The following is a 26,855-nucleotide window of genomic DNA, read 5'->3' as shown; positions in this document are numbered from 1 at the left end:
CCGACCGGATCCCGGGCCGCCCGGCGTCCCTGGCAGGATCGGGCAGCGCCGCTCGCCACCGCCACCGCCACCGGGCCGACCGGATCCCGGGCCGCCAGGCGCCCTTGGCAGGATCGGGCAGCGCCGCTCGCCACCACCACCGCCACCGGGCCGACCGGATCCCGGGCCGCCCGGCGTCCCTGGCAGGATCGGGCAGCGCCGCTCGCCACCGCCCTCGGGGCCGCCTACGCCGCGACGACCGCCCGCCCCTACGTCCACGCCACCCTCAACCCCTCGCCTCCTCTCACCCAGCGCGCCGTCGGTGCCGGCATCCGCGCCACCATCCCCCTCCAGGCCGCTCTCTGCGCGCGCTCCCGGGACACGGCCTCCGCCCTCCTCATCGCGGCCCTCGCCCCGCTCGGAGCCCGGTTCGCGAAGAAGGTGAGCGTCACATGAGCTCTGAGGCCCGCAGTTTCGAGGGTGGTGCCGGGGCGCCTTCGCGAGCACCGGGTGTCCGGGCCGTCGCCTCGGCCCGTGGGTCTGAGGCCCGCAGTTTCGAGGGTGGTGCCGGGGCGCCTTCGCGAGCACCGGGTGTCCGGGGCGCCGCCTCGGCCCGTACCGCTCTCGTCCCGCCCGGCGGGCTTCCTTCCCTTCGCTTCGGCTACGGCACCAACGGTCTCGCCGACCTCCGGCTCGACGATGCGCTCGCCCTCCTCGCCGACCTCGGGTACGACGGTGTCGGACTGACCCTCGACCACATGCACCTCGACCCGCTCGCACCCGACCTCGCCGCCCGCACCGGCCGGGTGGCGCACCGGCTGGACGCGCTCGGCCTGGGAGTCACCATCGAGACGGGCGCCCGCTATGTGCTCGACCCGCGCCGCAAGCACGGCCCGTCCCTGCTGGACCCGAACCCCGCGGACCGGGCCCGCCGCGTCGACCTCCTCGTCCGGGCCGTCCGGGTCGCCGCCGACCTCGGCGCCCACGCGGTCCACTGCTTCAGCGGTGTCGTCCCCGAGGGCACCGACACGGACACCGCGTGGAAGCGCCTCACCGAGACTCTGACCCCTGTCCTGGACGCCGCCGCCTCCGCGGGCATTCCGCTCGCCGTGGAACCCGAACCGGGCCATCTCCTCGGCACGCTCACCGACTTCCAACACCTCCGCAGCGCCCTCGGCGACCCCGAACCCCTCGGCCTCACCCTGGACATCGGCCACTGCCAGTGCCTCGAACCCCTTCCACCGGCCGACTGCGTACGCGCCGCCGCGCCCTGGCTGCGGCACGTCCAGATCGAGGACATGCGACGCGGCGTCCACGAGCACCTCCCCTTCGGGGACGGGGAGATCGACTTCCCGCCGGTCCTGGCGGCCCTCGCCGCCACCGGCTACCAGGGCCTGACCGTCGTCGAACTGCCCCGCCACTCCCACGCGGGTCCCCACTTCGCCGCACACGCCCTTCCGTTCCTCCGCCACGCCGAGCGGACCGCGGCCACCACCACACCGCCCGCCCCCGCTCCGGCCATTCAGCAGGCCGCGCCACCCCACGGCGCTCCCTCCGCCACCCATGAGGGGAGCAGCACCGGATGACCCGTCCCCGCACCACACCAGCGGCGAGAACCCCGCAGACCGAGAGCACCCAGGGCAGCCAGGGCAGCCAGGGCAGCCAGGGCAGCCAGGGCAACCAGGACACCGGCCGGGCTGCCGAGGGCCCGGGCGACGCCGCCCGCCTCCCCACCCGGGACACCGCACCCACCCCCTGCCTCGCCGACCTCCGCCACCACCTCGCCACCCACCTCGACCCCGCCGCCGAGGCCTGGCTCCACCATGCCCTCGACGAGGCCGCCGCCCACCCCGGCCTGCACGGGCCCATCTCCGCATGGGAGCTGCGCCTCGCCGAGGCCGGCCGGCGCTGCGGCCCGGCCCACGCAGACGCCGCGCGCGTCCTCATCCTCGACGCGGCCCGCGCCGACTCCGACGCCCTGACCCGTGTCTACTTCCAGGGCACCGCCGACGAGCGCCGAGCCGTACTGCACGCCCTGCCCCACCTCGTCCCCGGCCCGGACGCCCTGCCGCTGACCGAGGACGCCCTGCGCACCAACGACACCCGGCTTCTCAGCGCGGCCCTCGGCCCCTACGCCGCCCGGCACCTGGCCGCCCACCAGTGGCGGCACGCCGTGCTGAAGTGCCTGTTCACCGGCGTCCCCGTCGACCACGTGGCGGACCTGCCCCGGCGCGCCGCCGGTGACGGCGAACTGGCCCGGATGCTCGGTGACTACGCCGCCGAACGCTCCGCCGCCGGCCGAGCCGTCCCCGAGGACCTGTACCGGGTCCTGGACCTGACCGAGTCCGGCACCCCGGCCCCCGGCACGGACCACCCCCACGGCAAGGAGTCCTGATGCGCATCTTCGACCCCCACATCCACATGACGTCCCGGACCACCGACGACTACGAGGCCATGTACGCCGCGGGTGTCCGTGCCGTCGTCGAGCCGTCCTTCTGGCTGGGGCAGCCGCGCACCTCGCCCGCCTCCTTCCGCGACTACTTCGACGCCCTTCTCGGCTGGGAGCCCTTCCGCGCCGCCCAGTACGGCATCGCCCACCACTGCACGATCGCCCTCAACCCCAAGGAGGCGAACGACCCGCGCTGCGCACCCGTCCTCGACGAACTGCCGCGGTATCTCGTCAAGGACAACGTGGTGGCGGTCGGGGAGATCGGCTACGACTCCATGACCCCCGCCGAGGACACCGCCCTCGCCGCACAGCTCCAGCTCGCCGCCGAGCACGCACTGCCCGCCCTCGTGCATACCCCGCACCGCGACAAGCTCGCCGGGCTGCGCCGCACCCTCGACGTCGTCCGGGAATCCGCGCTGGCCCCGGACCGGGTCCTGGTCGACCACCTCAACGAGACCACCGTCAAGGAGGCCAGGGACAGCGGCTGCTGGCTGGGCTTCTCCGTCTATCCGGACACCAAGATGGACGAGGAGCGCATGGTCGCGATCCTGCGCGCCTTCGGGACCGAACAGGTCCTGGTGAACTCCGCCGCCGACTGGGGCAGGAGCGACCCTCTCAAGACCCGCAAGGTCGGCGACCTGATGCTGGCGGAGGGCTTCGACGAGGACGACGTCGACCAGGTGCTGTGGCGCAATCCCGTCGCCTTCTACGGGCTCAGCGGCCGCCTGAACCTCGACGTCACCGGTACGGACACCACCCACGAGGGCAACTCCATCCTGCGCGGCGCGCCGAAGGACCCGCACGAGCCGGACAACGGCCCCGGCAGGCCGGGCGTCCCCACCGCGGGGGCGTGAGCCATGCGCTTCCGCCACCCCGACGGCTCCACCGTCCACCTCGCCTACTGCACCAACGTCCACCCCGCCGAAACCCTCGACGGCGTCCTCGCCCAGCTGCGTGACCACTGCGAACCCGTCCGGCGCCGCCTGGGCCGCGACCGGCTCGGCATCGGACTGTGGCTCGCCAGGGACGCCGCCCACGCCCTCGTCACCGACCCGGCCGCACTGCGCAAGCTGCGCGCCGAGCTGGACCGGCGCGGCCTCGAGGTCGTCACCCTCAACGGCTTCCCCTATGAGGGCTTCGGCGCCGAGGAGGTCAAGTACCGCGTCTACAAGCCGGACTGGGCCGACCCCGAACGCCTCGACCACACCACCGCCCTCGCCCGCGTCCTCGCCGGGCTGCTCCCCGACGACGTCACCGACGGGACCATCTCCACCCTGCCCCTCGCCTGGCGCACCGCGTACGACGACGACCGTGCGGAGACCGCCCGCACCGCTTTGCGCACCCTCGCCGAGCGCCTCGACGCCCTGGAGGAGCTGACCGGCCGCTCCATCCGCGTCGGCCTGGAACCGGAACCCGGCTGCGTCGTCGAGACGACCCACGACGCCATCGTCCCGCTCACCGCGATCGGCCTCCACCGCGTCGGCATCTGTGTCGACACCTGCCACCTCGCCACCTCCTTCGAAGATCCGCACACCGCCCTGGACGCGCTCGCCGCAGCCCGCGTCCCCGTCGTCAAATCCCAGCTCTCCGCCGCCCTGCACGCCGAACACCCCCATCTTCCCGAGGTGCGCGAGGCCCTCGCCGCCTTCGCCGAGCCCCGCTTCCTGCACCAGACCCGCAACGCCACCGCCGCCGGCCTGCGCGCCACCGACGACCTCGACGAGGCCCTCGCCGGCGCCCTGCCGGACGCCTCACCCTGGCGCGCCCACTTCCACGTCCCCCTGCACGCGGCCCCCGCCGCACCTCTCACCTCCACCCTGCCGGTCCTGAGATCCGCACTGACCCGGCTCGTCGGCGGCCCGGCCCCGCTCACCCGCCACCTGGAGGTCGAGACCTACACCTGGCAGGCCCTCCCGCCCGAGCTGCGCCCCAAGGGCCGCACCCAGCTCGCCGAGGGCATAGCCGCCGAACTGACCCTCGCCCGCGACCTGCTGACGGACCTCGGCCTGAAGGAGCTGCCATGAGCAACGGCACCCAACACCCCGGCCCGGCCGCCACGGACCGTCCCACCCCCCTCCTCGTCCTCGACGTCGTCGGCCTCACCCCCCGTCTCCTCGACCACATGCCGCATCTCAAGGCGCTCGGCCGATCCGGCTCCCGCGCCCCGCTGGGCACCGTCCTGCCCGCCGTCACCTGCGCCGCCCAGTCCACCTTCCTCACCGGCACCATGCCCTCGGAGCACGGCATCGTCGGCAACGGGTGGTACTTCCGCGAACTCGGCGACGTCCTCCTGTGGCGCCAGCACAACGGACTCGTGGCCGGCGACAAACTCTGGGACGCCGCCCGCCGCGCCCACCCCGGCTACACCGTCGCGAACATCTGCTGGTGGTACGCCATGGGCGCCGACACCGACATCACCGTCACCCCCCGTCCCGTCTACTACGCCGATGGCCGCAAGGAACCCGACTGCTACACCCGGCCGGCCGCGCTGCACGACGAACTCACCGCCGAACTCGGTACGTTCCCCCTCTTTCACTTCTGGGGCCCCGGAGCGGACCTCGTCTCCAGCCGGTGGATCATCGACGCGACCCGCCACATCACCCGCACCCGCCACCCCGACCTGACGCTCTGCTACCTCCCGCATCTCGACTACGATCTGCAGCGCTTCGGCCCCGACGATCCCCGCTCCCTGAAAGCGGCCACCGACCTGGACGCCGCCCTCGCCCCGCTGCTGGACGACGCCCGCGCCGAGGGCCGTACCGTCGTCGCCCTGTCCGAGTACGGCATCACCCGTGTGAACCGGCATGTCGACATCAACCGCGCCCTGCGCCGGGCCGGCCTGCTGGAGGTGCACACACAGGACGGCATGGAGTACCTCGACCCGATGGCGTCCCGCGCCTTCGCGGTCGCCGACCACCAGATCGCCCATGTCTACGTGCGCCGCCCCGAGGACCTGGACACCACCCGGGCCGCCCTCGACGGTCTGCCCGGCATCGAGCAACTCCTCGACGACGAGGGCAAGAAGGCCCACCATCTCGACCATCCGCGCGCCGGTGAACTCGTCGCCGTGGCGGAACCCGACGCCTGGTTCACGTACTACTACTGGCTCGACGACGACCGCGCGCCCGACTTCGCGCAACTGGTCGAGATCCACCGCAAACCCGGCTACGACCCGGTCGAACTCTTCATGGATCCCCTCGACCCCTACGTCAAGGTCAAGGCGGCCACCGCACTGGCGCGCAAGAAGCTCGGCATGCGCTACCGCATGGCGGTCGTGCCCCTGGACCCCTCACCTATTCGCGGCAGCCACGGCCGCCTTCCGGCGAGCGACGACGACGGTCCGCTCCTCATCTGCTCCACCCCCCGCGCTGTCGGCGACCGCGTCGCGGCCACCGATGTGAAGTCACTGCTGCTCCGACTCGCCGGTCTCACCTGAGGTCATGACCCTCAGTGTCCGACTGGTCACAAGTGAAGCACTCACCACTGACAACGCCCCGCGATCACGAGGAGTTCCACGCATGAGCCGCTTCTCCCAGCCCGACCCCGAACTCGGCCACCGCCTCAGCAGACGAGGCATGCTCGGCGTGGCCGCCGGTGCCACCGCCGCAGCCCTGCTCGGCGCCGCGGCCCCCGCGACCGCCGCCACCGGCAACGCCACGGCCGCCACCGCGTCCGGCGCCAAGGGCCGCGGCCGCCCCGTCCTGCCGCCCGGCCGGCTCGGCATCCAGCTCTACAGCCTGCGCGACAAGGTCTCGACCCTCGGCTTCGGCCCCGTCTTCGCCGAACTGGCGCGATACGGCTACGACGAGGTCGAGTTCGCCGGTTACACCCAGGGCTCGGCCGGCCCCCTCACGCTCGCCCAGCTCAAGCGGCTGGCCCGCGACCACGGCCTGAACCCGATCGGCAGTCACGTCGGCTACTACTCCGACGACCCCGGCGCCTACACCTTCGCCCAGAACCTCACGAAGGTCCTCGACGACGCACAGGCCCTCGGCCTCAAGCACATCGGCACCGCCTCCGGACCGTTCCGCTACGGCTCGACCGTCGACGCCTGGAAGCGCGCCGCCGAGGACTTCAACACCTACGGTGCGGCGGCCAGGGCCCGCGGCATGAAGTTCTACCAGCACAACCACTCCGAGGAGTTCTCCTTCGCCACCGACAATCCCAAGGTCCGCCTCTACGACATCCTGCTCAAGGAGACCGACCCGGACCTCGTCTACCTGGAGATGGACATCTACTGGGCGTACGTCGGCCAGTTCCGCTTCTCCAAGCGGCCCGACGGCACGCCCGCGCCGTTCGAGCCGCTGAACTACGTTTTGCGGCGGCCCGACCGCTACCCGCTCTTCCACGTGAAGGACGGCGAGAGCGACCCGTCGAACCCCTACGGCTACAGGATGACCGATGTCGGCGACGGGGACATCGACTACCAGCGGTTCATCTCGGCCGTGACCCGGCTGCGGGGCCACCGCATGGCCCACCACTGGCAGGCCGAGCACGACAACCCGGCCGAGTCCTTCACGTTCGCCCGCCGCTCCAGCGCCCATCTGCACTCCCTGAGGGAGAAGTGCTGACCGGCGTACGGACATGAGGAGGCCCCTCCCCGGACGGGGGAGGGGCCTCCTCAGGGGTGGAGCGGGTGTCAGCCAAAGGGCTGCGGCCGCACCGGCGCGCGTCCCGGTCGGCGCATGGCGTGGACGGCCCCGGCGCCGATCCCGCCGACCACGCCGAAACCGCCCATCAGTTCGCGGGAGTGGCTGAGGATGTCGTGGTCGGCTTCGCCGAGACGGTGGGCGCGGCCGTGGGTGTCGGTCACCTCGCGGTAGGGACGGTGTGCGGCGTCGGAGGGTGAGGGGGACGTGCGTGCCGGGTAGGAGCTGCTGTCATGTCAGGTTGTGTCCTCGCCGAGCGGTTGCGGGTTGGGGGAGATGCGGCCCGTCTTCCTGTCGCGTCCCGGCGGGGTCAGGAACAGTGCCATGCAGCCCGCGAAGAGCGAGATGGAGCCGGCCAGGATGAAGGCACCGGAGTGTCCCCAGGCGCCGACGACCACGGCACCCATGCCGGCGCCCAGGCCGGAGACGAGCTTGGCGCTGTAGACCATGCCGTAGTTGGACGCGTTGTTGTTCTCACCGAAGTAGTCGGCGGTGAGGGCCGCGAACATCGGGAAGATGGCGCCGCCGCCGAAGCCGGAGATCGAGGAGAAGACCAGGAACAGCGGAAGGTTCTCGGCGTTCGCCGACCAGAGGATGCCGTACTGGGACAGGCCCAGGATCACGCACACGACGAGCAGGCAGCGCTTGCGGCCGTACAGGTCGGAGAGCCAGCCGATGACACCGCGGCCGGTGCCGTTGACGATGGCCTTCAGGGACATGGCCGTGGCGACGATGCCGCCCGCGAAGCCGGCCTCCTCGCCGATCTCCACCTGGAAGGCGATGCCGAAGATGTTCACGCCGGACGTACACGCCAGGCAGAACCACATCAGGGCCACCCGGCCGGTCTTCCAGGCCTCCTTGGGGGAGTACTGGCGCACCGCCGGCGGGTTCATCCGCAGCGAGCGGGCCGCGCGCGGGTCGTCCGGCGGGTTCAGCGGGTCGATCGTGGAGGGCCACCAGTTCTTCGGAGGGTCTTTGAAGAAGTAGCCGGAGCACGCGACCATCCCGGCCAGGAACACACCCACCGAGACCAGCACCCAGCGGAAGTTGGTCAGGTCCATGTAGCCGTTGAAGAGGAAGACGAAGGGCACCGATCCGTAGGCGAAACCGCCGTTGACGAAGCCGGTCTTGCCGCCCTTGCGCTCCGGATACCACTTGCCGACCATGTTGACGCAGGTGGCGTACACCATGCCCGCGCCCATGCCGCTGAACATGCTGAAGCCGATGTAGGCGAAGACCACGTGCGGCGCGAAGGCGAGGGACAGATAGCCCAGCAGTGTGCCGACGGCGCCGAGCATCATGGCCCCGCGGGCCGGCAGTTTCCCGCTCTCACGCAGTTTGCCCGCGGGGAAGGCCACCGCGGCCTGGAAGAAGACCCACACGGTCATCATCCAGAAGATGTGCATGCTGTTCCAGCTGTGCGCCGTGTGCAGGGTCTCCTCGGCCGACGCGAACGCGTACTCGGCGGAGGAGATGCCCATCATGCCGATCCAGGGCAGGATCACCATCCACTTGCGCTTGCGCCCCATGATGTCGATGTCGGTCTCACCGAGGCGGTAGACGCGACCGTTCGCGTCGGTGACCTCCCGGTAGGGAACCGTGGTGGGCAGATCGGTCGTTGTCATGTCGTGTCGCACCCCTTGCGTCGAAAGATCTGGCCAGCGCCCCCTGTCCCATGCCTTTCGTGCGCGCGCGGGTCCCGGGGCCGGCCGACGCGCACCGTCGGCCGGCCCCCCGCTCACTCACCTCATGTACCGCCCCCCAGCCGTTCCGCCTCCCGCGCCCAGCGGTACTTCGCACCGAGCACGGCCACCGGCTTCTCCGTCGTGTACGGGTACGCCACGACCCCGCGCTCGAAGAGGTACTGGCATGCCTCCTCCACCTCCACGTCCCCCGCGAGCGACGCCACCACGGGCTTCTCGATGCCCCGCTCCCGGAACTCGGCCACCACACGCGCGGTGAGCTCCGCGAAGACCATGGGAGGAGTGACGATGGTGTGCCAGTAGCCGAGGACCAGCGCGTGGACGCGCTCGTCCTCGAGACCCAGCCGGATCGTCGCCTCGTACGTCGACGGCGGCTCGCCCCCGGTGATGTCCACCGGGTTGCCCGCGGCCCCGAAGGGCGGGATGAACGCCCGGAACGCCTCGTCCAGGTCCGGCGGGATCTCCATCAGCGACAGGCCGTTGTCCGTCACCGCGTCGGAGAGCAGCACACCGCTGCCGCCGGCGCCCGTGATGATCACGACGTTGTCGCCCTCGGGTGTGGGCAGCACAGGCAACGCGCGCGCGTACTCCAGCATGTCGTTCAGTCCCGGCGCCCGGATCACCCCTGCCTGCCGCAGGATGTCGTCGTACACGGCGTCATCGCCGGCGAGGGCGCCGGTGTGTGAGCCGGCCGCCTTGGCGCCCGCCGCCGTCCGCCCGGCTTTCAGCACGACCACCGGCTTCTTCGGCACGGTCGCCCGCGCCGCCTCCACGAAGGCACGGCCGTCCTTGAGGTCCTCCAGGTGCATCGCGATGCAGTCGGTGTGCGGGTCCTCACCGAACCAGGTCAGCAGGTCGTCCTCGTCAAGGTCCGATTTGTTGCCGAGCCCGACGATGGCCGACACCCCCGTCTTGGTGGTGCGGGCGAAGCCCAGGATGGCCATGCCGATGCCGCCCGACTGCGAGGTCAGCGCCACCCCGCCCTTGACGTCGTACGGCGTGCAGAACGTGGCGCACAGGTCCTGCCAGGTGGAGTAGTAGCCGTAGATGTTCGGCCCCAGCAGCCGTACGCCGTACCGCTCCGCGATCGCCACGATCTCCGCCTGGAGTGCGTGCTCGCCGGTCTCGGCGAACCCGGAGGGGATCAGCACGGCGTTCGGGATCTTCTTGCGTCCCACCTCCTCCAGGGCCGCGGCCACGAACTTGGCGGGGATCGCGAAGACCGCCACATCCACCTCACCGGGAACGTCCGTGACGCTCTTGTACGCCTTGCGGCCCAGAATGTCATCGGCCTTGGGATTCACGGGATGGATCTCCCCGGCGAACCCTCCGTCGATGAGGTTGCGCATCACCGAATTGCCGATCTTGCCCTGCTCGTTGGAGGCCCCGATCACGGCCACCGAACGCGGCTGCATCAGCCGGCGCATCGACGCGAGGATCTCGTCGCGCGAGTACTTTCGGCGCGGCGCGGGCTGCGACTCGGCGAGGATCACCCGGATGTCGGCCGCGACGGCCCCCTCCGCCGTCGCGATCACCGGGTTGAGGTCCACCTCGGCGATCTCGGGGAAGTCCGCCACGAGTTGGGACACCCGGCGGATCTGCTCGGCGACGGCCCACCGGTCCACACCCGCCCGACCGCGCACCCCGCGCAGGATCTCCGCCGACCGGATCGAGTCCAGCATCGACAGCGCCTCGTCGGCGGTCACCGGCGCGAGTCGGAAGGTGACGTCCTTCAAGACCTCGACGAGCACCCCGCCGAGCCCGAAGGCGACCACCTTCCCGAACGTCGGGTCCGTGACCGCGCCGACGATGACCTCCTGCCCCTTCGGCAGCAGCTCCTGCACCTGCACGCCCGAGATGCGGGCATCGGCGTCGTAGGCGCGTGCGTTGTCGATGATGGTGTGGAAGGCGGCCCGTACGTCGGCCGCGCCCTCGACCCCGACGATCACTCCACCGGCGTCGGTCTTGTGCAGGATGTCCGGCGAGACGATCTTCATCACGACGGGTCCGCCGAAGCGTGCCGCGAACGCCACGGCCTCGTCGACGTCCGTCGCCAGTTCCTCGCCCGGTACGGCGATCCCGTACGCGTCGGCGATCACCTTGCCCTCGGGCGCGGTCAGCGCGGTCCGTCCCTCGGCCCGCACGGACTCCAGGAGGGACCGCACCCGCAGGACCCGGTCTTCCGCCATCACGTCAGATCACTCCGTTCGACTTGAGCAGGCGCACTTCCTCGTCGCCGAGGCCCAGTTCGCCGACGTAGACTTCTTCGTTGTGCTCGCCGAGCAGGGGTGAACCGGTCACCTCGACGGGCGAGTCGGACAGTTTGAGCGGGCTGCCCACGGTCACGAAGTCGCCGCGCTCGGGGTGCGGGACGGTGACGACCATCTCGTTGGCGATCAGTGAACGATCCTCGATGATCTCCCGGGTGGACAGGATCGGCCCGCACGGGATGTTGCGCGCGTTGAGCCGTTCCAGCACCTCCCACTTGGGCAGCGTCGAGGACCACTCCTCGATCAGCTGGAACATCTTGCCGAGCTTGGGCAGCCGTGCCTCGGGCGTCGCCCACTCGGGATCGGCGGCCAGCTCGGGCCGGCCGATGAGCTCGCTGATCGGCTGCCAGCCGACGGGCTGCACGATGACGTACACGTAGTCGTTCGGGCCGCCCGGCGCGCACTTGACCGCCCAGCCCGGCTGGCCGCCGCCGGACGCGTTTCCGGACCTGGGAACCTCGTCGCCGAAGTCCTCGTTGGGATATTCAGCGAGCGGCCCGTGTGCCAGGCGCTGCTGATCCCGCAGCTTCACCCGGCACAGGTTCAGTACGGCGTGCTGCATGGCCACGTTGACCCGCTGCCCGCGCCCGGTGCGCTCCCGTTGGTAGAGCGCGGCGAGGATGCCCGCCACGGCGTGCACACCCGTCCCCGAGTCCCCGATCTGGGCTCCCGTCGCCAGCGGCGGCCCGTCCTCGAAGCCGGTGGTCGACATCGACCCGCCCATGGCCTGGGCGACGACCTCGTACGCCTTGAAGTTGGTGTACGGGCCCTCGCCGAACCCCTTGATGGAGGCGTAGACGATCCGTGGATTGATCTCCTGGATGCGGTCCCAGGTGAAGCCCATCCGGTCCACCGCGCCCGGGCCGAAGTTCTCGACCATGACGTCGGAGCGCCGGATCAGCTCGGTGAGGATCTCCTTGCCGCGCTCGGTCTTGGTGTTGAGGGTGATGCTCCGCTTGTTGCAGTTGAGCATCGTGAAGTAGAGGGAGTCGACGTCCGGCAGATCACGCAGTTGCTTGCGCGTGATGTCGCCGGTCGGTGCCTCCAGCTTGACGACGTCCGCGCCGAGCCAGGCGAGCAGCTGGGTCGCCGACGGTCCGGACTGGACGTGGGTCATGTCCAGGACGCGGATGCCTTCGAGGGCCTTGGTGGAGGTAGCTGTCATCGGGGGCACCTCACTTGTACATGGTCTGGTTCATGGTTCCGGGGGCGTACGCGTCCGGGTCGACCCAGACGTTGATCAGCGACGGCTTGCCGGACTCGCGGGCGCGCCGCAGGGCCGGGCCGATGTCGGAGGGGTCGCGGACCTCCTCGCCGTGACCGCCCAGCATCTGGGCGAACTTGTCGTAGTGGACGTCGCCGAGGGTGTTGCCGACGCGGTCGCGGTCCTTGCCGTACTTGGCGGCCTGGCCGTACCGGATCTGGTTCATGGAGGAGTTGTTGCCGACGATGCCGACGAACGGGAGGTCGTAGCGGACGAGCGTCTCGAAGTCCCAGCCGGTCAGGGAGAAGGCGCCGTCGCCGAAGAGCGCGACGACCTCCTTGTCGGGCCGCGCCTGCTTGGCCGCGAGCACGAAGGGGACGCCGACGCCGAGCGTGCCGAGGGGTCCCGGGTCCATCCATTGCCCGGGCGACTTGGGCTGGACGACCTGCCCGGAGAAGGTGACGATGTCGCCGCCGTCGCCGATGTAGAGGGAGTCCTCGGTGAGGAAGTCGTTGATCTCGCTGACCAGGCGGTAGGGGTGGATGGGTGAGGCGTCGGACCTCAGGTTCGGCAGCCGCTTCTCCAGGGCGGTCTGCTCGGCGGCCCGCAGCTCGTCCAGCCACTCCTTGCGCTTGGAGGCGCCGCCGTTGACGCGCCCGGAGGCCGCCTCGGTCACGGACTTCAGGACCAGCCCGGCGTCGCCCACGATGCCGAGGTCGATGTCGCGGTTCTTGCCGACGGTGCGGTAGTCGAGGTCGATCTGCACGACGGTCGCGTCCGGCGACAGCCGCTTGCCGTAGCCCATGCGGAAGTCGAAGGGCGTACCGACGATGACGATGACATCGGCGTTGGAGAAGGCGTACCGGCGCGAGAGCTGGAAGTGGTGCGGGTCGCCGGGCGGGAGGGTGCCGCGTCCCGCGCCGTTCATGTAGGCGGGGATGTTGAGGGTCCTGACGAGTTCGACGGCCGACTCGGTGCCCCGGGTCGTCCACACCTGGCTGCCGAGCAGGATGGCCGGTTTCTCGGCGTGCACCAGCAGGTCGGCCAGCTTCTCGATCGCCTCGGGGTCGCCGGCCGAGCGGGTCGAGGCGCGGTAGGCGCCGACCTGCGGCACGCGCGCCTTGGACGCGGGCACCTTGGCGTCCAGCACGTCGCGCGGGATCTCCAGGAAGGAGGGGCCGGGCGCGCCGTGGAAGCACTCGCGGAAGGCCATGGACACCATGTCCGCGGCGCGGGCCGTGTCGGGCACGGTCGCCGCGAACTTGGTGATGGGGTTCATCATGTCGACGTGCGGCAGGTCCTGCAGGGACCCCATCTTGTGCTGGGTGAGAGCTCCCTGACCGCCGATCAGCAGCATCGGGGACTCCGCGCGCAAGGCGTTGGCGACACCGGTGACGGCGTCGGTCGTCCCGGGTCCCGCGGTGACCACCGCGCAACCGGGCTTGCCGGTGATGCGCGCGTAGCCGTCTGCGGCGTGGGCGGCGACCTGCTCGTGGCGTACGTCGACGACCTCGATGCCCTCGTCGACGCAGCCGTCGTAGATGTCGATGATGTGGCCGCCGCACAAGGTGTAGATGCGGTCGACTCCCTCGGCCTTCAGCGCCTTGGCTACGAGATGACCACCGGAAATCAGGTCCTGGGTGTCGTCGGGCATGGCGAAGTCCTGTCCCTTCGTAGGGGGTTGGAGCGGCTCGCGGTACATTGCATACAGTCGACGAATACTGTATGAAGCTTGTTATCCCGCATCCGGTGGGTGGTGTCCAGGGGGCGTGCGGCATTTTCCGGGGGGCTGGGAGTCGCTCCCCGCACGACACGGCAGTCAGGAGCCGAAATGGACCTGTACGAACACCAGGCAAGGGAACTCTTCGAGGAACACGGCATCTTGGTGCCACGGGCCGAGGTGACCGACTCGCCCAAGGAAGCACGCGAGATCGCACGCCGACTCGGCGGGCGAGTCGTGGTGAAGGCGCAGGTGAAGACCGGTGGACGCGGCAAGGCCGGTGGAGTGAAACTCGCCGCAGACCCGGCCGCCGCAGAGCTGACAGCACGCCAGGTCCTCGGCATGGACATCAAGGGCCACACGGTCGGCAAGGTCATGCTGGCCCAACCCGTGGACATCGCGGACGAGTTCTATGTGTCCTACGTACTCGACCGCGCGGCGGGCCGCTTCCTCGCGATCGCCTCGGCCGAGGGCGGCATGGAGATCGAGGAGGTCGCCGCCACGAGGCCGGAGGCGGTCGCCCGCATCCCCGTCGATCCGGCCGAGGGGGTGACCCCGGCCAGGGCCACCGAGATCGCCGACGCGGCCGGGCTCCCGCCCCGGACCGTCGACGTTCTCGTACGCCTGTGGGAGGTCCTGGTCCGCGAGGACGCCCTCCTCGTCGAGGTCAACCCGCTCGTCCGCACGAAGGAGGGCCGGATCCTGGCCCTCGACGGCAAGGTCACCCTTGACGACAACGCCCGTTTCCGGCAGGCACGCTGGGGCGCCGACGACACCGGGCACGACGACCCGCTGGAGGCGGCCGCCGCCGCGAAGGGCCTCAACTACGTCAAGCTGGACGGCGAGGTCGGCATCATCGGCAACGGCGCCGGCCTCGTCATGTCGACCCTCGACGTGGTCGCGGGCTGCGGTGCGCGTCCCGCCAACTTCCTCGACATCGGCGGCGGTGCGAGCGCCGGGATCATGGCCGACGGACTGTCCGTCGTCCTCTCCGACCCGGCCGTGAAATCCGTCTTCGTCAACGTCTTCGGCGGCATCACCGCCTGCGACGCGGTCGCCGACGGCATCGTCCGGGCGCTGGACACCGTCCGGCTGACCAAGCCGCTCGTGGTGCGTCTCGACGGCAACAACGCGGCCCGGGGCCGGGCCATCCTCGACGAGCACGCGCATCCGCTGATCCAGCAGGTCACCACCATGGACGGCGCCGCCGCCCGTGCCGCCGAACTCGCCACCGCGGCCTGAGGAGAGGGAACGCCATGGCCATCTACCTCACCAAGGAGAGCAAGGTCCTCGTCCAGGGCATGACCGGCGGCGAGGGCATGAAGCACACCCGGCGGATGCTCGCCGCCGGCACGAACGTCGTCGGCGGCGTCAACCCGCGCAAGGCCGGGCGCACCGTCGACTTCGACGTCCCCCCGGGCCTTGAGGGCCTGGCAGGTGCCCCCGGTGCCGTGCCCGTCTTCGGCTCGGTCACCGACGGGATGCGCGCCACCGGAGCGGACGTCACCGTCGTCTTCGTGCCGCCCGCCTTCGCCAAGGCGGCCGTCGTCGAAGCCGCCGACGCCGGCATCGGCCTCGCCGTCGTCATCACCGAGGGCATTCCCGTCCACGACTCCGTCGCCTTCACCGCCTACGCGAAGAACAAGGGCACCCGCGTCATCGGGCCCAACTGCCCGGGCCTGATCACCCCCGGCCAGTCCAACGCGGGCATCATCCCCGCCGACATCACCAAGCCCGGCCGCATCGGGCTGGTCTCCAAATCGGGCACGCTGACGTACCAGCTCATGTACGAGCTGCGCGACATCGGGTTCTCGACCTGTGTCGGCATCGGCGGCGACCCCGTCGTCGGCACCACGCACATCGATTGCCTCGCCGCCTTCGAGGACGATCCCGACACCGAACTGATCGTCCTCATCGGCGAGATCGGCGGCGACGCGGAGGAGCGCGCGGCGGCGTACCTCCGCGAGCACGTCACCAAGCCGGTCGTCGGCTACATCGCCGGATTCACCGCCCCCGAGGGCAAGACCATGGGGCACGCGGGCGCGATCGTGTCCGGCTCCTCCGGCACGGCCGCCGCCAAGAAGGAGGCCTTGGAGGCGGTCGGGGTGAGCGTGGGCAGCACACCGACCGAGACGGCGAAGCTGGTGCTCGCGCGACTCGAAGGCCGCTAGCCGGGCCGCCCGCGCGGATTCCCGGCCGCTAGCCGGGCCGCCAGCGCCGAGTGGCCCGGCCGATGCCGGGCTGCCCTCGCCGATGCCCCGGCCCGATCACAGGGCCGCCCACGCCGAGTCCCAGCCGACGCCGGGCCACTCCACGCCGCATCCCCGCCCCCGACTGTGCACCGAGAGCGGAGCAACCCCATGGCACCCACCCTCACCCTCAAGACCGGAACGTCCTGGCCCGACGCGTGGCGGCGCTGTCTCGCCGTCGTTCCCGAGGCCTTCCGTGACGACCGGGTCCTCAACCTCTGGAACGGCGCCTGGCAGGAGGACGGCCGGGTCCTGCCCGCCGTCAGCCCGGTCGACGGCGGCCCGATCGCCGGCCCGCCACGCCTGGACGGAATCACCGCCCACCGGGCCGTGTGCGCCGCGCTCGACCAGCACCGCGCCTGGCGGCACATCCCCCTTCAGGAGCGCCGGGCCCGGGTCGCCGCCACCCTCGACGCCCTGACCGAACACCGCGGCCTGCTCGCGCTGCTGCTCGTCTGGGAGATCGGCAAGCCCTGGCGGCTCGCCCGGGCGGACGTCGACCGGGCCATCGACGGGGTCCGCTGGTACGTCGACGGAGTCGAACCCATGCTCGCCGGCCGCTCCCCGCTGGACGGCCCCGTGTCCAACATCGCCAGCTGGAACTACCCGATGAGCGTGCTCGTTCACGCATTGCTGGTCCAGGCACTGGCGGGCAACGCGGTCATCGCCAAGACCCCGACCGACGGCGGTGTCGCCTGTCTCACCCTGGCCTGCGCCCTCGCCGCCCGCGAGGGGATCCCCGTGACCCTCGTCAGCGGCAGCGGAGGCGAGCTCTCCCAGGCACTGGTGCGGTCGCCCGAGATCGGCTGCGTCTCCTTCGTCGGCGGTCGCGACACCGGCGCCGCCGTGGCCACGGCCGTCACCGACCTCGGCAAACGGCACGTACTGGAACAGGAAGGACTCAACACCTGGGGAATCTGGAACCACTCGGACTGGGACACCCTCACCGCGGTGATCCCCAAGCTCTTCGACTACGGCAAGCAGCGCTGCACGGCGTACCCGCGCTTCGTCGTCCAACGGCATCTGTTCGACGCGTTCCTGGCGGCGTACCTCCCCGCGGTGCGCACCCTGAAGGTCGGGCATCCGCTCGCCGTGGAGCGGCGGGACGACCCGTACCCGGAGCTGGACTTCGGGCCGGTGATCAACGCGGCCAAGGCGAAGGAACTGCACGACCAGGTCGCCGAGGCGATCGAGCGCGGTGCCGTGCCGCTGCACCGCGGCAGGCCCGACGACGCCCGCTTCCTGCCCGGCCAGGACACCTCCGCCTACGTCCAGCCGGTCACGCTGCTCAACCCGCCCTCGTCCTCTCCGCTGCACCACGCGGAGCCGTTCGGCCCGGTCGACACGATCGTCCTGGTCGACACGGAGGCGGAGCTGCTGGCCGCGATGAACGCCTCCAACGGCGCGCTGGTCGCCACCTTGTCCACGGATGACCAGGCGACCTACGACCGGCTCGCCCCGCAGATCCGCGCGTTCAAGGTCGGCCACGGCGCGCCCCGCTCGCGGGGGGATCGCGACGAGCTGTTCGGCGGGCTCGGCGCGTCCTGGCGCGGCGCGTTCGTCGGCGGCGACCTGCTCGTGCACGCCGTGACACGGGGACCACAGGGGGAGCGGTTGCCGGGGAACTTCCCCGAATACCAGCTGCTGCCCTGAGAGAGGGGGGCGGCCGGCACCGGTTTCCCACACGGTCGGTCGAGTGGGTGCCGGTGTCGGCCGTCGGCACAGTCGGGCGCTGATGAGGCAGGGCGTCGGCAGGGTCGGGCGCCGGGCGGGCCTGCCGCGGAGGTCGGCCGGCCACGGTGGTCGGCCTCTCTTCGGCCCGGCCGCTCGCCGGGGGCCCGTCCCCGAGCGTGCCGGGACAGGCTCAGCCGATGCCCTGCCGGTCCGGGCGCAGGGCGAACTCCCGGTCCGACGGGGTCGGCGCGGCCAAGCCGACGGCCTGCCGGAGCAGTTCGCGATGGCGCAGCAGCGGCTCGCGGCGTTCCGGCGGCGCGAGCAGGAGCAGGTCGTCCAGGCCGGCCAGCATGCGACGGGAGACCTGCGGGCTCCCTAGGGCGTGGATCCGTACCTCGGTGAACCCGAGATCCACCAGCTCGGTCCACCCGGGCACGGGCTGCACCAGCCGCACCGCACCGACCCGGTCCCGGTGCAGGGCGGAGTCCAGCGGCCGTCGGCTCAGCACGGCCAGGAACTGGACGATCCGGTCCAGCGCCTGCACGGCGGTCGTCGGATCGTTGATCGCGGACGACAGGGCGCGCAACGCGATGTCGGACAACTGCCGCAGCCCGAAACCGAGATCCTGGTGGTAGGTCCGCTCCACCCCCACCGAGATCGCGTGACGCAGCACCCTGCGCGGCGGGACCGGCCCGCCGTGCACCGCCAGTACGGGCATGCCGGGCACCACGAAGTCCCCGATCCGCGGGATCAGCCGCAGCACGACCCCGTACTGGCGCGCCACCCGCACCAATCGTGCGATGTGCACGTCGCGCAGCACCCCCGCCCGGCCCTCGTGCGGCACCCACGCGGTCTCCGGGCCGAAGGCGGGGGCGTCCTGTGCGCCCACCGGCACCGGCATCGAGGCGGCCACCCGGAACGACTCCGAGGCGATCCGTGCGATCACATGGCTGATCCGCATCAGCCGCAGGGTGGTGTTCACGTACAGCACGAAGAGCAGCAGGCTCAGCCCGACCATGCAGAGGGTGAGGACCGACTGCACCAGAGGCACCGACGTGACGGCCCGGGGGTCGTCGACACTGTCGAAGCTCGTCAGGACCAGCAGGGTCAGTACGAAGGTCGCCAGGAACACCGCGAAGGTCGCCTTGGTGATCCGGCTCCGGACGAAGAGCCGCACCACCCGCGGGGTGAACTGGCCACTCGCCATCTGCACGGCGACCAGCGAGATGCTGAAGACGACACCGATGAAGGTCATCATCGCCGAGCCGACCGCGCTCACCACGGCCTTCGCATCCTCCGCGAACCGCAGCAGCTCGTCGAGCGTCTCGAAGTCCCGCTCCTCCCGGAGCGCGTCGACGAGAGCCGTGTCGAGCAGCTCCGCCCCCGCCCAGACCAGGAAGATCCCCACCATCGCCGCGGTGGGGGCGAACCAGAACGTGTCCCGCAAGTGCTCCCTGAGTGGCGACAGGGCACGCGGGCGACGCCTCACCGAGGGGCTCTGCGTCACCATCCAGTCACTCATGGTGCGACCCTAGAGGTAGCGGGGCGCGAGGTCCCGGACCCCCGCCAGGCGGACGGAAACGCAGGTGAAAGGCACTCCGAAAGCTTGGTATTGTTGTCCGTGTCGCCGCCGGGAACACCTCTGGGTAAGGCGGCGGACACCTGGTCCGGGTGGCGGAATGGCAGACGCGCTAGCTTGAGGTGCTAGTGCCCTTTATCGGGCGTGGGGGTTCAAGTCCCCCCTCGGACACAGACCAGCTCGGGCGGGTCGAGATCTTCTCGACCCGCCCGAGCTGTCGTGCGTCGGTCCCGTACCCGGAGCCGGTCCGGTGCCAGGCGTCCTCCCTCGCACCGAGCCGATCCCGTGCCAGGCGTCCTTCCCTCGCACCGAGCCATTCCGCGGTCTCGCGCCGCCACTCCCGCAGCCGGCGGAACGCGGTCTCGCGCCGCCACTCCCGCAGCCGGCGGAACGCGGTCTCGCGCCGCCACTCCCGTAGCCGGTGGAACAGCGTCGCCCGGCCGATCGATCACGACGCGGCGCCGTGCGGGCCTTGTTGCCGCCGTGACGGCGCGGCGCCTCCGAGATCGCGGTGTGCACGCGTCCGCTGCAGCGGACGCGGGGCGGTTGCTGACGGACGCGCTGCGGCGGAGCCCGGGGCACTTCTGAGCATCACCGTCCGGACGCGCCGCAGCGTGTCCCCGGCCCGCCGGTGCGCGCCATCATGGAAGAAGCGGACATCGACGACGAGGAGCCGGGATGACCACCGATGGGACCGGGACCGGCGTCACCGCGCAGGCCCTGGCAAGCCTGCGCGGGACCGCCGACCCGCGGCTGCGTGAACTGCTCACCGGCCTCGTCCGCCACCTGCACGACTTCGCGCGCGAGACCCGCCTCACCCAGGACGAGTGGGAGCGGGCCATCGCCTTCCTGACCGCGACCGGGCAGAGCTGCACCGACACCCGGCAGGAGTTCATCCTGCTGTCGGACGTGCTGGGCCTGTCCATGCTGGTGGAGACGCTGAGCGGCGATCGCGCGCCCGGGACCACCGAGTCGACCGTGCTCGGCCCCTTCCACATGACCGAGTCGCCGGTCCGCGCGCTCGGCGACGACATCGACCTGGTGGGCGGCGGCGAGACGTGCGTCGTCAGCGGCCGGGTGCGGTCCGCGGACGGCACCCCGCTGCCCGGCGCCGTCGTCGACGTCTGGCAGGCCGACGACAAGGGGTACTACGACGTCCAGCAGCCCGGCGTCCAGCCCGCCGGCAACGGACGCGGACTGTTCACGGCCGACGCCGAGGGCCGGTTCTGGTTCCGCACCTGCGTCCCGGCCGCGTATCCGATCCCCACCGACGGCCCCGTGGGCGGGTTGCTGCGCGCGACCGGACGGCACCCCTACCGCCCCGCGCACATCCACTTCATCGCCTCCGCCGCGGGCCACACGCCCGTCACCACGCACATCTTCGTGGCCGGCGGCGACTACCTCGACTCCGACGCGGTGTTCGCCGTGAAGCAGAGCCTGATCCAGGACTTCGCGGAGACGGACGACGCCCCGCTCGCCCAGGAGTTCGGCGTGCCCAACCCCTTCCGGCACGCCCGCTTCGACCTCGTGCTGGAGCGGGCCGCATGACGTTCCAGCAGGAGTTCACGTACGAGACGCGGCCCGTGCGCGTCGTCTTCCGGCCCGGCGCGGCCGTCACCGCGACCCCCGGCGAGGCGGCACGCCTGGGCCTGCGGCGGCTGCTCGTGGTGTGCGGCAGGCGGGGCGAGAACGTGGCCCGGACCGTCGCGGACGCCCTCGGCGACACCTGCGCGGGGCTGCACGCCGAAGCCCGGATGCACGTGCCCGTGCGGGACGCGGACCGGGCCGTCGCGGCCGTACGGGCGGCCGGTGCGGACGGCTGCGTCGCGGTCGGCGGCGGCTCCGCGATCGGGCTCGGCAAGGCGATCGCCCTGCGCACCGGACTGCCCCTGATCGCGGTGCCGTCCACCTACGCGGGCTCCGAGATGACCCCGGTGTGGGGCCTGACCGAGCACGGCACCAAACGCACCGGCCGTGACCCGGCCGTCCAGCCCCGCAGCGTCGTCTACGATCCCCGGCTCACCCTCTCCCTGCCCGTGCCGCTGACCGTCACCAGCGGGATCAACGCGCTCGCGCACGCCGTCGAGGCGCTGTACGCCCCGGACGTCTCGCCGCTGGTGACGGTCATGGCCGAGGAGGGGGTGCGGGCGATGGCCGAGGCACTGCCGCTGCTGGCCCACGACCCGGAGGACCTCGACGCGCGCAGCCGGGCGCTGTACGGGGCGTGGCTGTGCGGGGCATGCCTCGGCGCGACCACGATGGGCCTGCACCACAAGCTGTGCCACGTCCTCGGTGGCACGTACGGCCTGCCCCACGCCGAGACCCACACCGTCGTCCTGCCCTACGCTCTCGCCCACAACGCCCCCGCCGCCCCGCGGGCGTTGACCGTCCTGCGCCGCGCCCTCGGCGCCGACGACGTGCCCCGCGCCCTGTGGGACCTGGCCGGCCGCCTGGGCGCACCGCGTTCCCTCGCCGAACTCGGCCTCGCGCGGGCCGACGTGACACCGGCGGCGGCCCGGGCCGCGGGTGAGCCGTACGCCAACCCGCGCGAGGTGACGGCCGAGGGGGTTCGGGGCGTGCTGCTCGCGGCGTACGAGGGAGGGCCGCCGTCGACGGCATAGGTGCCGCCTTCAGCCGGCACACTCCGCACCTTCCATGGACGCTGCCTCACGGCACCTTCCATGGACGCTGCCTCACGGCACCTTCCATGGACGCTGCCTCACGGCACCTTCCATGGACGCTGCCTCACGGCACCTTCCATGGACGCTGCCTCACGGCACCTTCCATGGACGCTGCCTCACGGCACCTTCCATGGCCGCTGCCTCACGGCACCTTCCATGGCCGCTGCCTCACGGCACCTTCCGTGAACGCTGCCTCACGGCCCGTGTCTGATGCGACGTCAGCGTTCGGCCGGAGTCTCGCGCCCGGCTGATCGCCCGGGACGGGATCCGCAGGGATTCACGGGTCTCGTGAACGCGGTCCGACCGGAGGCGTCGGCCCGGACGGCCGTGCGCTTGCGGCGCCCGCGCCCGGGGCGGAGGATGAAAGCAGGCCCTCCGGCCGCTGTCACCGCCTCCCACCCCCTTGCGCAGGGCCACACGCACGCGCACCGGGAGTCCCCATGGATCCAGCCGACCTCTCAGCGGTGTTCTACGGGGACGGCCCCGTTCCCGTCCTGTGGGCCACCCACTGCCCTGTGCACTTCGACGTGTGGCTGGCGTTCGCCCAGCCGCCGGCCTCGCTGGGGGACGCCCACGGTTCGGGGGCCGCGGCCCGGACGGGAGAGCGGGGACGGCAGGACCTGATTCTCGCGATCCGCGAAGAGTACGGAGTCGAGCAGGTACTGGAGCGTTTCCAGAGCCGCGGGCTGATGGAGAAGTGCCGTCCGATCGCCGCCGGCAGCTTCGTGGCGGCACAGCTGACCCTGAAGGAGCTCGTCGGCGACGTCCTGCCCCTGACCAGTCTGGCCGGTGCGGTGCGTGTCGCCCACGAACTCGCGCGGCACGGCGGGCCCGAAGGCGTCGAAGCCGCCCTCGCCGGACACGTCAGGACCCCGGCCACCAGTGAGATCCACGACAGCATGGAGCGCCGGCAGGAACGTGGCCGCCACGTCACCTGGCTGTTGAGGCTGCTGCACCGCATCGTGCTGCACGCGAGGCCCGACCTCGGGCGGGGCGAGACGCGGGAACAGGCGGTGACCGACGTGCTCGTCGACATGCTGGACGCCGTCGTCGTGGACACCGGGCCCGTGCGCCGACCCCACGCACCCACCGGGCGGGTGGCCGACCGGAGACAGAAGTATCCGGTCGTCTCCGTGACGACGAACCGGCCCGCGACCGGAGCGGTCGTACGGTCCCGCCGGACCATCAAGGCCGACGCGGCGGAGCAGGTCTTCTCGGTCGACACCGCCTCCATCGGCTGGGCCGTCGTCGACAGCGGCATCGATGCACGGCATCCCGCCTTCCACGACTGGGACACCACCGGCCCGACGCCGCAGCGACTCGAGACGCGCATCGCCCGCGCCTTCGACTTCACCGGCGTACGGGAGAAACTCTCCGCCGACGTGCTCGTGGGCGGCCTCGTCAACTGGGCGGCCGCCCTGCCGACCGTCGAGACCACCCTGTCCCGGGAACAGCCCGCACGGCCGCCGCCGGGCGACCAGCACGGCACCCACATCGCCGGCATCATCGGCGGCTGGTGGCCGGAGCTGGACTTCCGCGGCATCTGTCCGCGCATCCGGCTCTACGACTTCCGCGTCCTCGACGACGAGGGAGGGGGCGACGAGTTCTCCATCGTCACCGCGCTGCAGGCGATCCGTCACATCAACGAGCAGGCCGGACGGTTCATCGTCGCCGGGGTCAACATCAGCCTGTCGGTCCCGCACGACGTCGCCAGTCACGCCACCGGGTGGACACCCGTGTGCGTCGAGTGCGACCGGCTGACACGGTCGGGCGTCGTGGTCGTCACCGCGGCGGGCAACGCGGGGTTCGCCGGCACGGCGCGGACCGTGGGCGCCGACTACCGGGCCATCAGCATCTCCGACCCCGGAAACGCGGAGTCCGTCATCACCGTCGGCTCCACCCACCGCAGCAACCCGCACCGCCACGGCGTCAGCTACTTCTCCGGCCGGGGGCCCACCGGCGACGGGCGGCCCAAGCCCGACCTGGTGGCGCCGGGGGAGGACATCGACGGCCCCATCCCCGGTGAGGGCATCGCCGCCATGCACGGCACCAGCCAGGCGGCGGCCCATGTCAGCGGGGCCGCGGCCATGCTGCTGGCCCGCAACCGGGAGTTGCTCGGCCGCCCCGAACGGGTGAAGGAGATCTTGTGCGCCACGGCGACGGACCTGGCTCGTGAACGCCACTTCCAGGGCCACGGGCTCGTCGACGTGCTGCGTGCCATCCAGTCCGTCTGACGGAACGGTCCACCAGCCAGGAGCCGCCATGCTCACCTTCGATTTCCTCGACGCGCGCCACGGCGACTGCTTCCTCGTCCACTGGGGCACACCCCCCGAGCGGGTCATGCTCGTCGACGGCGGTCCCGGTGGGGTCTACCGGGCCACACTCCGCGGCCGGCTGCAGGAACTCGGCGGACCGGACGGCGATGACCGGCCGCACCTCGACGTCGTGTGTCTGTCCCACGTCGACGACGACCACGCCGGCGGGCTCGTCCGGCTCTTCCGCGACATGAGACAGGCCCAGCAGGACGGAGAAGCCCCGCCGTACGCGGTGGACGCCCTGTGGTTCAACTCCGTGGAGGAACTCGTCGACCGGCACGCCCCCGGGCTGAGCGCCTCCGTCCGGCCGCTCTTCGAACGCGCCGCCGCCGACGCGGCGGTCGGGGCGAGCTACCAGCAGGGCCGCGACATCCGCAACGCGGCGACCGCGCTGCGCCTGGACGGCAACGCCCCGTTCGGCGGACCGCTCACCGAGGGCGCCGAGGCCGTCCTCGACGACCTGGACGTCACGGTCGTCGCACCGGACCGGGAAGCGCTGGTGGAACTGGAGGAGCGGTGGCGCGAGGCGAAGCAGCGCGGCGACCCCGACGTCATCACCGCGGGCTACACCGACGGGTCGGTGCCGAACCTCTCCAGCATCGTCCTGCTGCTGCGCCACGAGGGGTGCACCGCCCTGCTCACCGGTGACGCCCGCGGTGACCGCGTCCTGACGGGCCTGCGCGAACTGGGCCTGCTCGACGACTCGGAACCCCTCCACGTCGACCTGCTCAAACTGCCGCACCACGGCAGCGACCGCAACATGGCGGCGGGCTTCTTCGAACAGGTGTGGGCCGACCACTACGTCATATCCGCCGACGGCGTCCGCCACCACCACCCCAGTGAGGACACCCTGCGCAGGCTCGTCGAGTCCCGGGCACCGGACGACGAGTACGTCATCCACCTGACCAACCACATCCCCTTCGCCGAAGAGGAACTCACGCGACTGAGCGAGGGCCGCGCCTTCGGCGTCGACGTCCGGGCGCCCGCCGACCAAGCGCTCCTCATCGAGATCGGAGACCGGCCATGACCACCTTCCGGCGGGCCCCCGCCCTTCCCGCGCCGCCGGCCGGCGCCGCACCGGACGCCGGTCCGCTGTGGGCCGTGGACTCGCCCGCCACCGGCACGGGCCTCACCGCGCGTCCCTGCGGTGACGCCCTTCGCCCCGCAGAACCACCGGCCACCGCGCACCCGGTGGCGCTCGCCCTGTCCGGCGGCGGGTTCCGCGCCACCCTCGCCGCCCTGGGCTTCGTGCGGCTGCTGGCCGACACCGGGCTGCTCGCCCGGCTGCGGTACTCCTCGTCGGTGTCCGGCGGTTCGATCGCCAACGGCTGCCTGGCCACCGCCTGGCCCGCGCTGCGGCGGGAGGACTTCACCGCCCGCGCCGTCGACGAGCTGGTCATCGCGCCGGTCGTCGACCGCGTCTCCTCCCGCTCCCTCAAGCGCGCCCTCGTCCACGGCCTGTGGCGAACCCTCGGCCCCTCCACCCGTACGGACCTCCTGGCCGGGTGTCTGGACGAGTGGTTCCTGCGGGAGGCCGAACTGGAGCGCCTGGACCCGGAGGTGCGCTGGATCGTCAACGCCGCCAACCTGACCACCGGTGCCCGCTTCACCTTCGAACGCGACGTGTACGGCGACTACACCATCGGTCTGGCCCCCACAGCCGGCACGCGGCTGCGGCTGAGCCGGGCCGTGTCGGCCTCCGCCGCGGTGCCCGGCGCGTTCCCGCCCGTCGTTCTCGACCAGGCCCCCTTCCCGTGCGCCGCCCGGCCGCCCGCCCTGCTCGACGGCGGTACGTACGACAACACCGGCCTGGAGGCCATCGACTCGGACCGCTACCGGCACACCTTCCTGTGCGTCCTCAACGCCGGAGGGCTGCTGCGGCCCGGCGTGTACGGGCGCGTGCCGGTGGTCCGGGACCTGGCCCGGGCCAACTCGCTGCTGTACCGGCAGAGCACCACGCTGCGGACCCGTGCCGTCGTCGAACGCTTCGCGCACGCGAGGGCCTCGGGCCCGGACGGCTCCCTGCCGCGTGGTGCCCGGCGCGGCATCCTCGTCCAGCTCTCCACCGACTTCCCGGCGGACGGCCCGGACGCCCTGCGCCGCTGGCGCGCGGCCTTCCCCGAACACCCGGCCTTCGACGGCCGTCATCTCGCCCTCGTCCCGACCGTGTTCGACCGCCTCGACCCCGGCCTCTGCCGGGCCCTGGTCCACCGCGGCTGGTGGCTGGGCGGCGCGGCTCTGGCGGCGTACCACCCCGAGTTCCTCCCGGACGACCTGACGGCGCTGCGCCCGCCGCGACGATGACGTCCCCGCCGAAGACCGCGAGCGCCGACCCGGACCGCCCGGTCACCGCGGACAGAAGGTGACCGCAAGCCTGCCTAGG

At 71.8% G+C, this 26,855-nt stretch carries 20 protein-coding genes, 1 tRNA gene and 1 pseudogene; 16 read left to right on the top strand and 6 right to left on the bottom strand.

Features of this window, described 5'->3' with window-relative positions:
- From QNO09_RS36195 to QNO09_RS36165, 7 genes and pseudogenes are all read left to right on the top strand, one after another.
- Positions 1-435, top strand: a pseudogene (locus QNO09_RS36195) (SCO3242 family prenyltransferase); the annotation flags it as partial.
- Positions 432-1,565, top strand: coding sequence for a sugar phosphate isomerase/epimerase family protein (locus QNO09_RS36190; protein WP_283974480.1), 1,134 nt, complete (start codon positions 432-434; stop codon positions 1,563-1,565). The pseudogene QNO09_RS36195 and the gene QNO09_RS36190, both read left to right, overlap by 4 nt.
- On the top strand, positions 1,562-2,374 hold the full coding sequence (locus QNO09_RS36185; protein ID WP_283974479.1) for an EboA domain-containing protein: 813 nt from the start codon (positions 1,562-1,564) through the stop codon (positions 2,372-2,374). Before QNO09_RS36190 ends, QNO09_RS36185 begins: the two co-directional genes overlap by 4 nt.
- On the top strand, positions 2,374-3,282 hold the full coding sequence (locus tag QNO09_RS36180; RefSeq protein ID WP_283974478.1) for a TatD family hydrolase: 909 nt from the start codon (positions 2,374-2,376) through the stop codon (positions 3,280-3,282). The genes QNO09_RS36185 and QNO09_RS36180 overlap by 1 nt, the downstream gene beginning before the upstream one ends.
- A gap of 3 nt (positions 3,283-3,285) precedes the next feature.
- Positions 3,286-4,452: a metabolite traffic protein EboE gene (gene eboE, locus QNO09_RS36175; protein ID WP_283974477.1), complete on the top strand. Its 1,167-nt coding sequence runs from the start codon at positions 3,286-3,288 to the stop codon at positions 4,450-4,452.
- On the top strand, positions 4,449-5,864 hold the full coding sequence (locus QNO09_RS36170; RefSeq protein ID WP_283974476.1) for an alkaline phosphatase family protein: 1,416 nt from the start codon (positions 4,449-4,451) through the stop codon (positions 5,862-5,864). Before eboE ends, QNO09_RS36170 begins: the two co-directional genes overlap by 4 nt.
- An 82-nt stretch (positions 5,865-5,946) precedes the next feature.
- Positions 5,947-6,999 (top strand): sugar phosphate isomerase/epimerase family protein, encoded by a 1,053-nt coding sequence (locus QNO09_RS36165; protein WP_283974475.1) that lies wholly within the window; start codon positions 5,947-5,949, stop codon positions 6,997-6,999.
- A gap of 68 nt (positions 7,000-7,067) precedes the next feature.
- Here QNO09_RS36165 and QNO09_RS36160 read toward each other — a convergent pair whose 3' ends face one another.
- The 5 genes from QNO09_RS36160 to QNO09_RS36140 all read right to left on the bottom strand — a co-directional run bounded on the left by QNO09_RS36160 (position 7,068) and on the right by QNO09_RS36140 (position 13,908).
- Positions 7,068-7,241 carry a hypothetical protein gene (locus QNO09_RS36160; RefSeq protein WP_283974474.1) on the bottom strand — a complete coding sequence of 58 codons (174 nt, stop codon included), beginning with the start codon at positions 7,239-7,241 and terminating at the stop codon, positions 7,068-7,070.
- Positions 7,242-7,313: 72 nt separating this feature from the next.
- Positions 7,314-8,702 carry an OFA family MFS transporter gene (locus QNO09_RS36155; protein WP_283974473.1) on the bottom strand — a complete coding sequence of 463 codons (1,389 nt, stop codon included), beginning with the start codon at positions 8,700-8,702 and terminating at the stop codon, positions 7,314-7,316.
- Between the two features lie 122 nt (positions 8,703-8,824).
- A complete protein-coding gene (locus QNO09_RS36150) occupies positions 8,825-10,969 on the bottom strand; it encodes an acetate--CoA ligase family protein (RefSeq protein ID WP_283974472.1) in 2,145 nt (714 codons plus the stop codon).
- Positions 10,970-10,973: 4 nt separating this feature from the next.
- Entirely contained in the window at positions 10,974-12,215 is a 1,242-nt protein-coding gene (gene frc / locus QNO09_RS36145) for a formyl-CoA transferase (RefSeq protein WP_283974471.1), read from the bottom strand.
- Positions 12,216-12,225: 10 nt separating this feature from the next.
- Complete coding sequence (locus QNO09_RS36140; RefSeq protein ID WP_283974470.1) at positions 12,226-13,908, bottom strand: thiamine pyrophosphate-binding protein; 1,683 nt, start codon at positions 13,906-13,908, stop codon at positions 12,226-12,228.
- Between the two features lie 177 nt (positions 13,909-14,085).
- Here QNO09_RS36140 and sucC point away from each other — a divergent pair, with 177 nt between their 5' ends.
- The 3 genes from sucC (at position 14,086) to QNO09_RS36125 (ending at position 17,876) form a co-directional block, all read left to right on the top strand.
- Positions 14,086-15,216, top strand: a complete 1,131-nt coding sequence (sucC, locus tag QNO09_RS36135) for an ADP-forming succinate--CoA ligase subunit beta (RefSeq protein WP_283974469.1) — start codon at positions 14,086-14,088, stop codon at positions 15,214-15,216.
- A gap of 14 nt (positions 15,217-15,230) precedes the next feature.
- Positions 15,231-16,145 (top strand): succinate--CoA ligase subunit alpha, encoded by a 915-nt coding sequence (gene sucD / locus QNO09_RS36130; RefSeq protein ID WP_283974468.1) that lies wholly within the window; start codon positions 15,231-15,233, stop codon positions 16,143-16,145.
- Between the two features lie 189 nt (positions 16,146-16,334).
- Positions 16,335-17,876, top strand: a complete 1,542-nt coding sequence (locus tag QNO09_RS36125) for an aldehyde dehydrogenase family protein (RefSeq protein ID WP_283974467.1) — start codon at positions 16,335-16,337, stop codon at positions 17,874-17,876.
- A gap of 211 nt (positions 17,877-18,087) precedes the next feature.
- On the opposite strand, the gene QNO09_RS36120 is transcribed toward QNO09_RS36125, so the two are convergent.
- Positions 18,088-19,419, bottom strand: a complete 1,332-nt coding sequence (locus tag QNO09_RS36120) for a DUF2254 domain-containing protein (protein ID WP_283974466.1) — start codon at positions 19,417-19,419, stop codon at positions 18,088-18,090.
- A gap of 143 nt (positions 19,420-19,562) precedes the next feature.
- On the opposite strand from QNO09_RS36120, the gene QNO09_RS36115 reads away from it, so the two are divergent.
- From QNO09_RS36115 to QNO09_RS36090, 6 genes are all read left to right on the top strand, one after another.
- Positions 19,563-19,647, top strand: a tRNA-Leu gene (locus QNO09_RS36115).
- 507 nt (positions 19,648-20,154) lie between these two features.
- Positions 20,155-21,024 carry an intradiol ring-cleavage dioxygenase gene (locus tag QNO09_RS36110; protein WP_283974465.1) on the top strand — a complete coding sequence of 290 codons (870 nt, stop codon included), beginning with the start codon at positions 20,155-20,157 and terminating at the stop codon, positions 21,022-21,024.
- The gene (locus QNO09_RS36105) at positions 21,021-22,097 is read left to right on the top strand and encodes a maleylacetate reductase (protein ID WP_283974464.1); all 1,077 of its coding nucleotides are present in this window, start codon (positions 21,021-21,023) and stop codon (positions 22,095-22,097) included. Before QNO09_RS36110 ends, QNO09_RS36105 begins: the two co-directional genes overlap by 4 nt.
- A gap of 500 nt (positions 22,098-22,597) precedes the next feature.
- Positions 22,598-24,391, top strand: a complete 1,794-nt coding sequence (locus QNO09_RS36100) for a S8 family serine peptidase (RefSeq protein WP_283974463.1) — start codon at positions 22,598-22,600, stop codon at positions 24,389-24,391.
- A gap of 28 nt (positions 24,392-24,419) precedes the next feature.
- Positions 24,420-25,499, top strand: coding sequence for a ComEC/Rec2 family competence protein (locus QNO09_RS36095; RefSeq protein ID WP_283974462.1), 1,080 nt, complete (start codon positions 24,420-24,422; stop codon positions 25,497-25,499).
- A complete protein-coding gene (locus tag QNO09_RS36090; RefSeq protein ID WP_283974461.1) occupies positions 25,496-26,776 on the top strand; it encodes a patatin-like phospholipase family protein in 1,281 nt (426 codons plus the stop codon). The genes QNO09_RS36095 and QNO09_RS36090 overlap by 4 nt, the downstream gene beginning before the upstream one ends.
- The last annotated feature ends 79 nt before the right edge of the window (positions 26,777-26,855 follow it).

Source organism: Streptomyces sp. 378, assembly GCF_030124145.1.
Taxonomy (GTDB): Bacteria; Actinomycetota; Actinomycetes; order Streptomycetales; family Streptomycetaceae; genus Streptomyces.
The sequence above is the reverse complement of the archived record's forward strand: the minus strand, read 5'-3'. Positions and strand labels throughout refer to the sequence as shown.

Excerpts from the sequence above, each read along its gene's own strand:
- QNO09_RS36190 (WP_283974480.1), top strand. The coding sequence starts at position 432 with ATGAGCTCTGAGGCCCGCAGTTTCGAGGGTGGTGCCGGGGCGCCTTCG.
- QNO09_RS36185 (WP_283974479.1), top strand. The coding sequence starts at position 1,562 with ATGACCCGTCCCCGCACCACACCAGCGGCGAGAACCCCGCAGACCGAG.
- QNO09_RS36180 (WP_283974478.1), top strand. The coding sequence starts at position 2,374 with ATGCGCATCTTCGACCCCCACATCCACATGACGTCCCGGACCACCGAC.
- eboE (WP_283974477.1), top strand. The coding sequence starts at position 3,286 with ATGCGCTTCCGCCACCCCGACGGCTCCACCGTCCACCTCGCCTACTGC.
- QNO09_RS36170 (WP_283974476.1), top strand. The coding sequence starts at position 4,449 with ATGAGCAACGGCACCCAACACCCCGGCCCGGCCGCCACGGACCGTCCC.
- QNO09_RS36165 (WP_283974475.1), top strand. The coding sequence starts at position 5,947 with ATGAGCCGCTTCTCCCAGCCCGACCCCGAACTCGGCCACCGCCTCAGC.
- QNO09_RS36155 (WP_283974473.1), bottom strand. The coding sequence starts at position 8,702 with ATGACAACGACCGATCTGCCCACCACGGTTCCCTACCGGGAGGTCACC.
- QNO09_RS36150 (WP_283974472.1), bottom strand. The coding sequence starts at position 10,969 with ATGGCGGAAGACCGGGTCCTGCGGGTGCGGTCCCTCCTGGAGTCCGTG.
- frc (WP_283974471.1), bottom strand. The coding sequence starts at position 12,215 with ATGACAGCTACCTCCACCAAGGCCCTCGAAGGCATCCGCGTCCTGGAC.
- QNO09_RS36140 (WP_283974470.1), bottom strand. The coding sequence starts at position 13,908 with ATGCCCGACGACACCCAGGACCTGATTTCCGGTGGTCATCTCGTAGCC.
- sucC (WP_283974469.1), top strand. The coding sequence starts at position 14,086 with ATGGACCTGTACGAACACCAGGCAAGGGAACTCTTCGAGGAACACGGC.
- sucD (WP_283974468.1), top strand. The coding sequence starts at position 15,231 with ATGGCCATCTACCTCACCAAGGAGAGCAAGGTCCTCGTCCAGGGCATG.
- QNO09_RS36125 (WP_283974467.1), top strand. The coding sequence starts at position 16,335 with ATGGCACCCACCCTCACCCTCAAGACCGGAACGTCCTGGCCCGACGCG.
- QNO09_RS36120 (WP_283974466.1), bottom strand. The coding sequence starts at position 19,419 with ATGAGTGACTGGATGGTGACGCAGAGCCCCTCGGTGAGGCGTCGCCCG.
- QNO09_RS36110 (WP_283974465.1), top strand. The coding sequence starts at position 20,155 with ATGACCACCGATGGGACCGGGACCGGCGTCACCGCGCAGGCCCTGGCA.
- QNO09_RS36105 (WP_283974464.1), top strand. The coding sequence starts at position 21,021 with ATGACGTTCCAGCAGGAGTTCACGTACGAGACGCGGCCCGTGCGCGTC.
- QNO09_RS36100 (WP_283974463.1), top strand. The coding sequence starts at position 22,598 with ATGGATCCAGCCGACCTCTCAGCGGTGTTCTACGGGGACGGCCCCGTT.
- QNO09_RS36095 (WP_283974462.1), top strand. The coding sequence starts at position 24,420 with ATGCTCACCTTCGATTTCCTCGACGCGCGCCACGGCGACTGCTTCCTC.
- QNO09_RS36090 (WP_283974461.1), top strand. The coding sequence starts at position 25,496 with ATGACCACCTTCCGGCGGGCCCCCGCCCTTCCCGCGCCGCCGGCCGGC.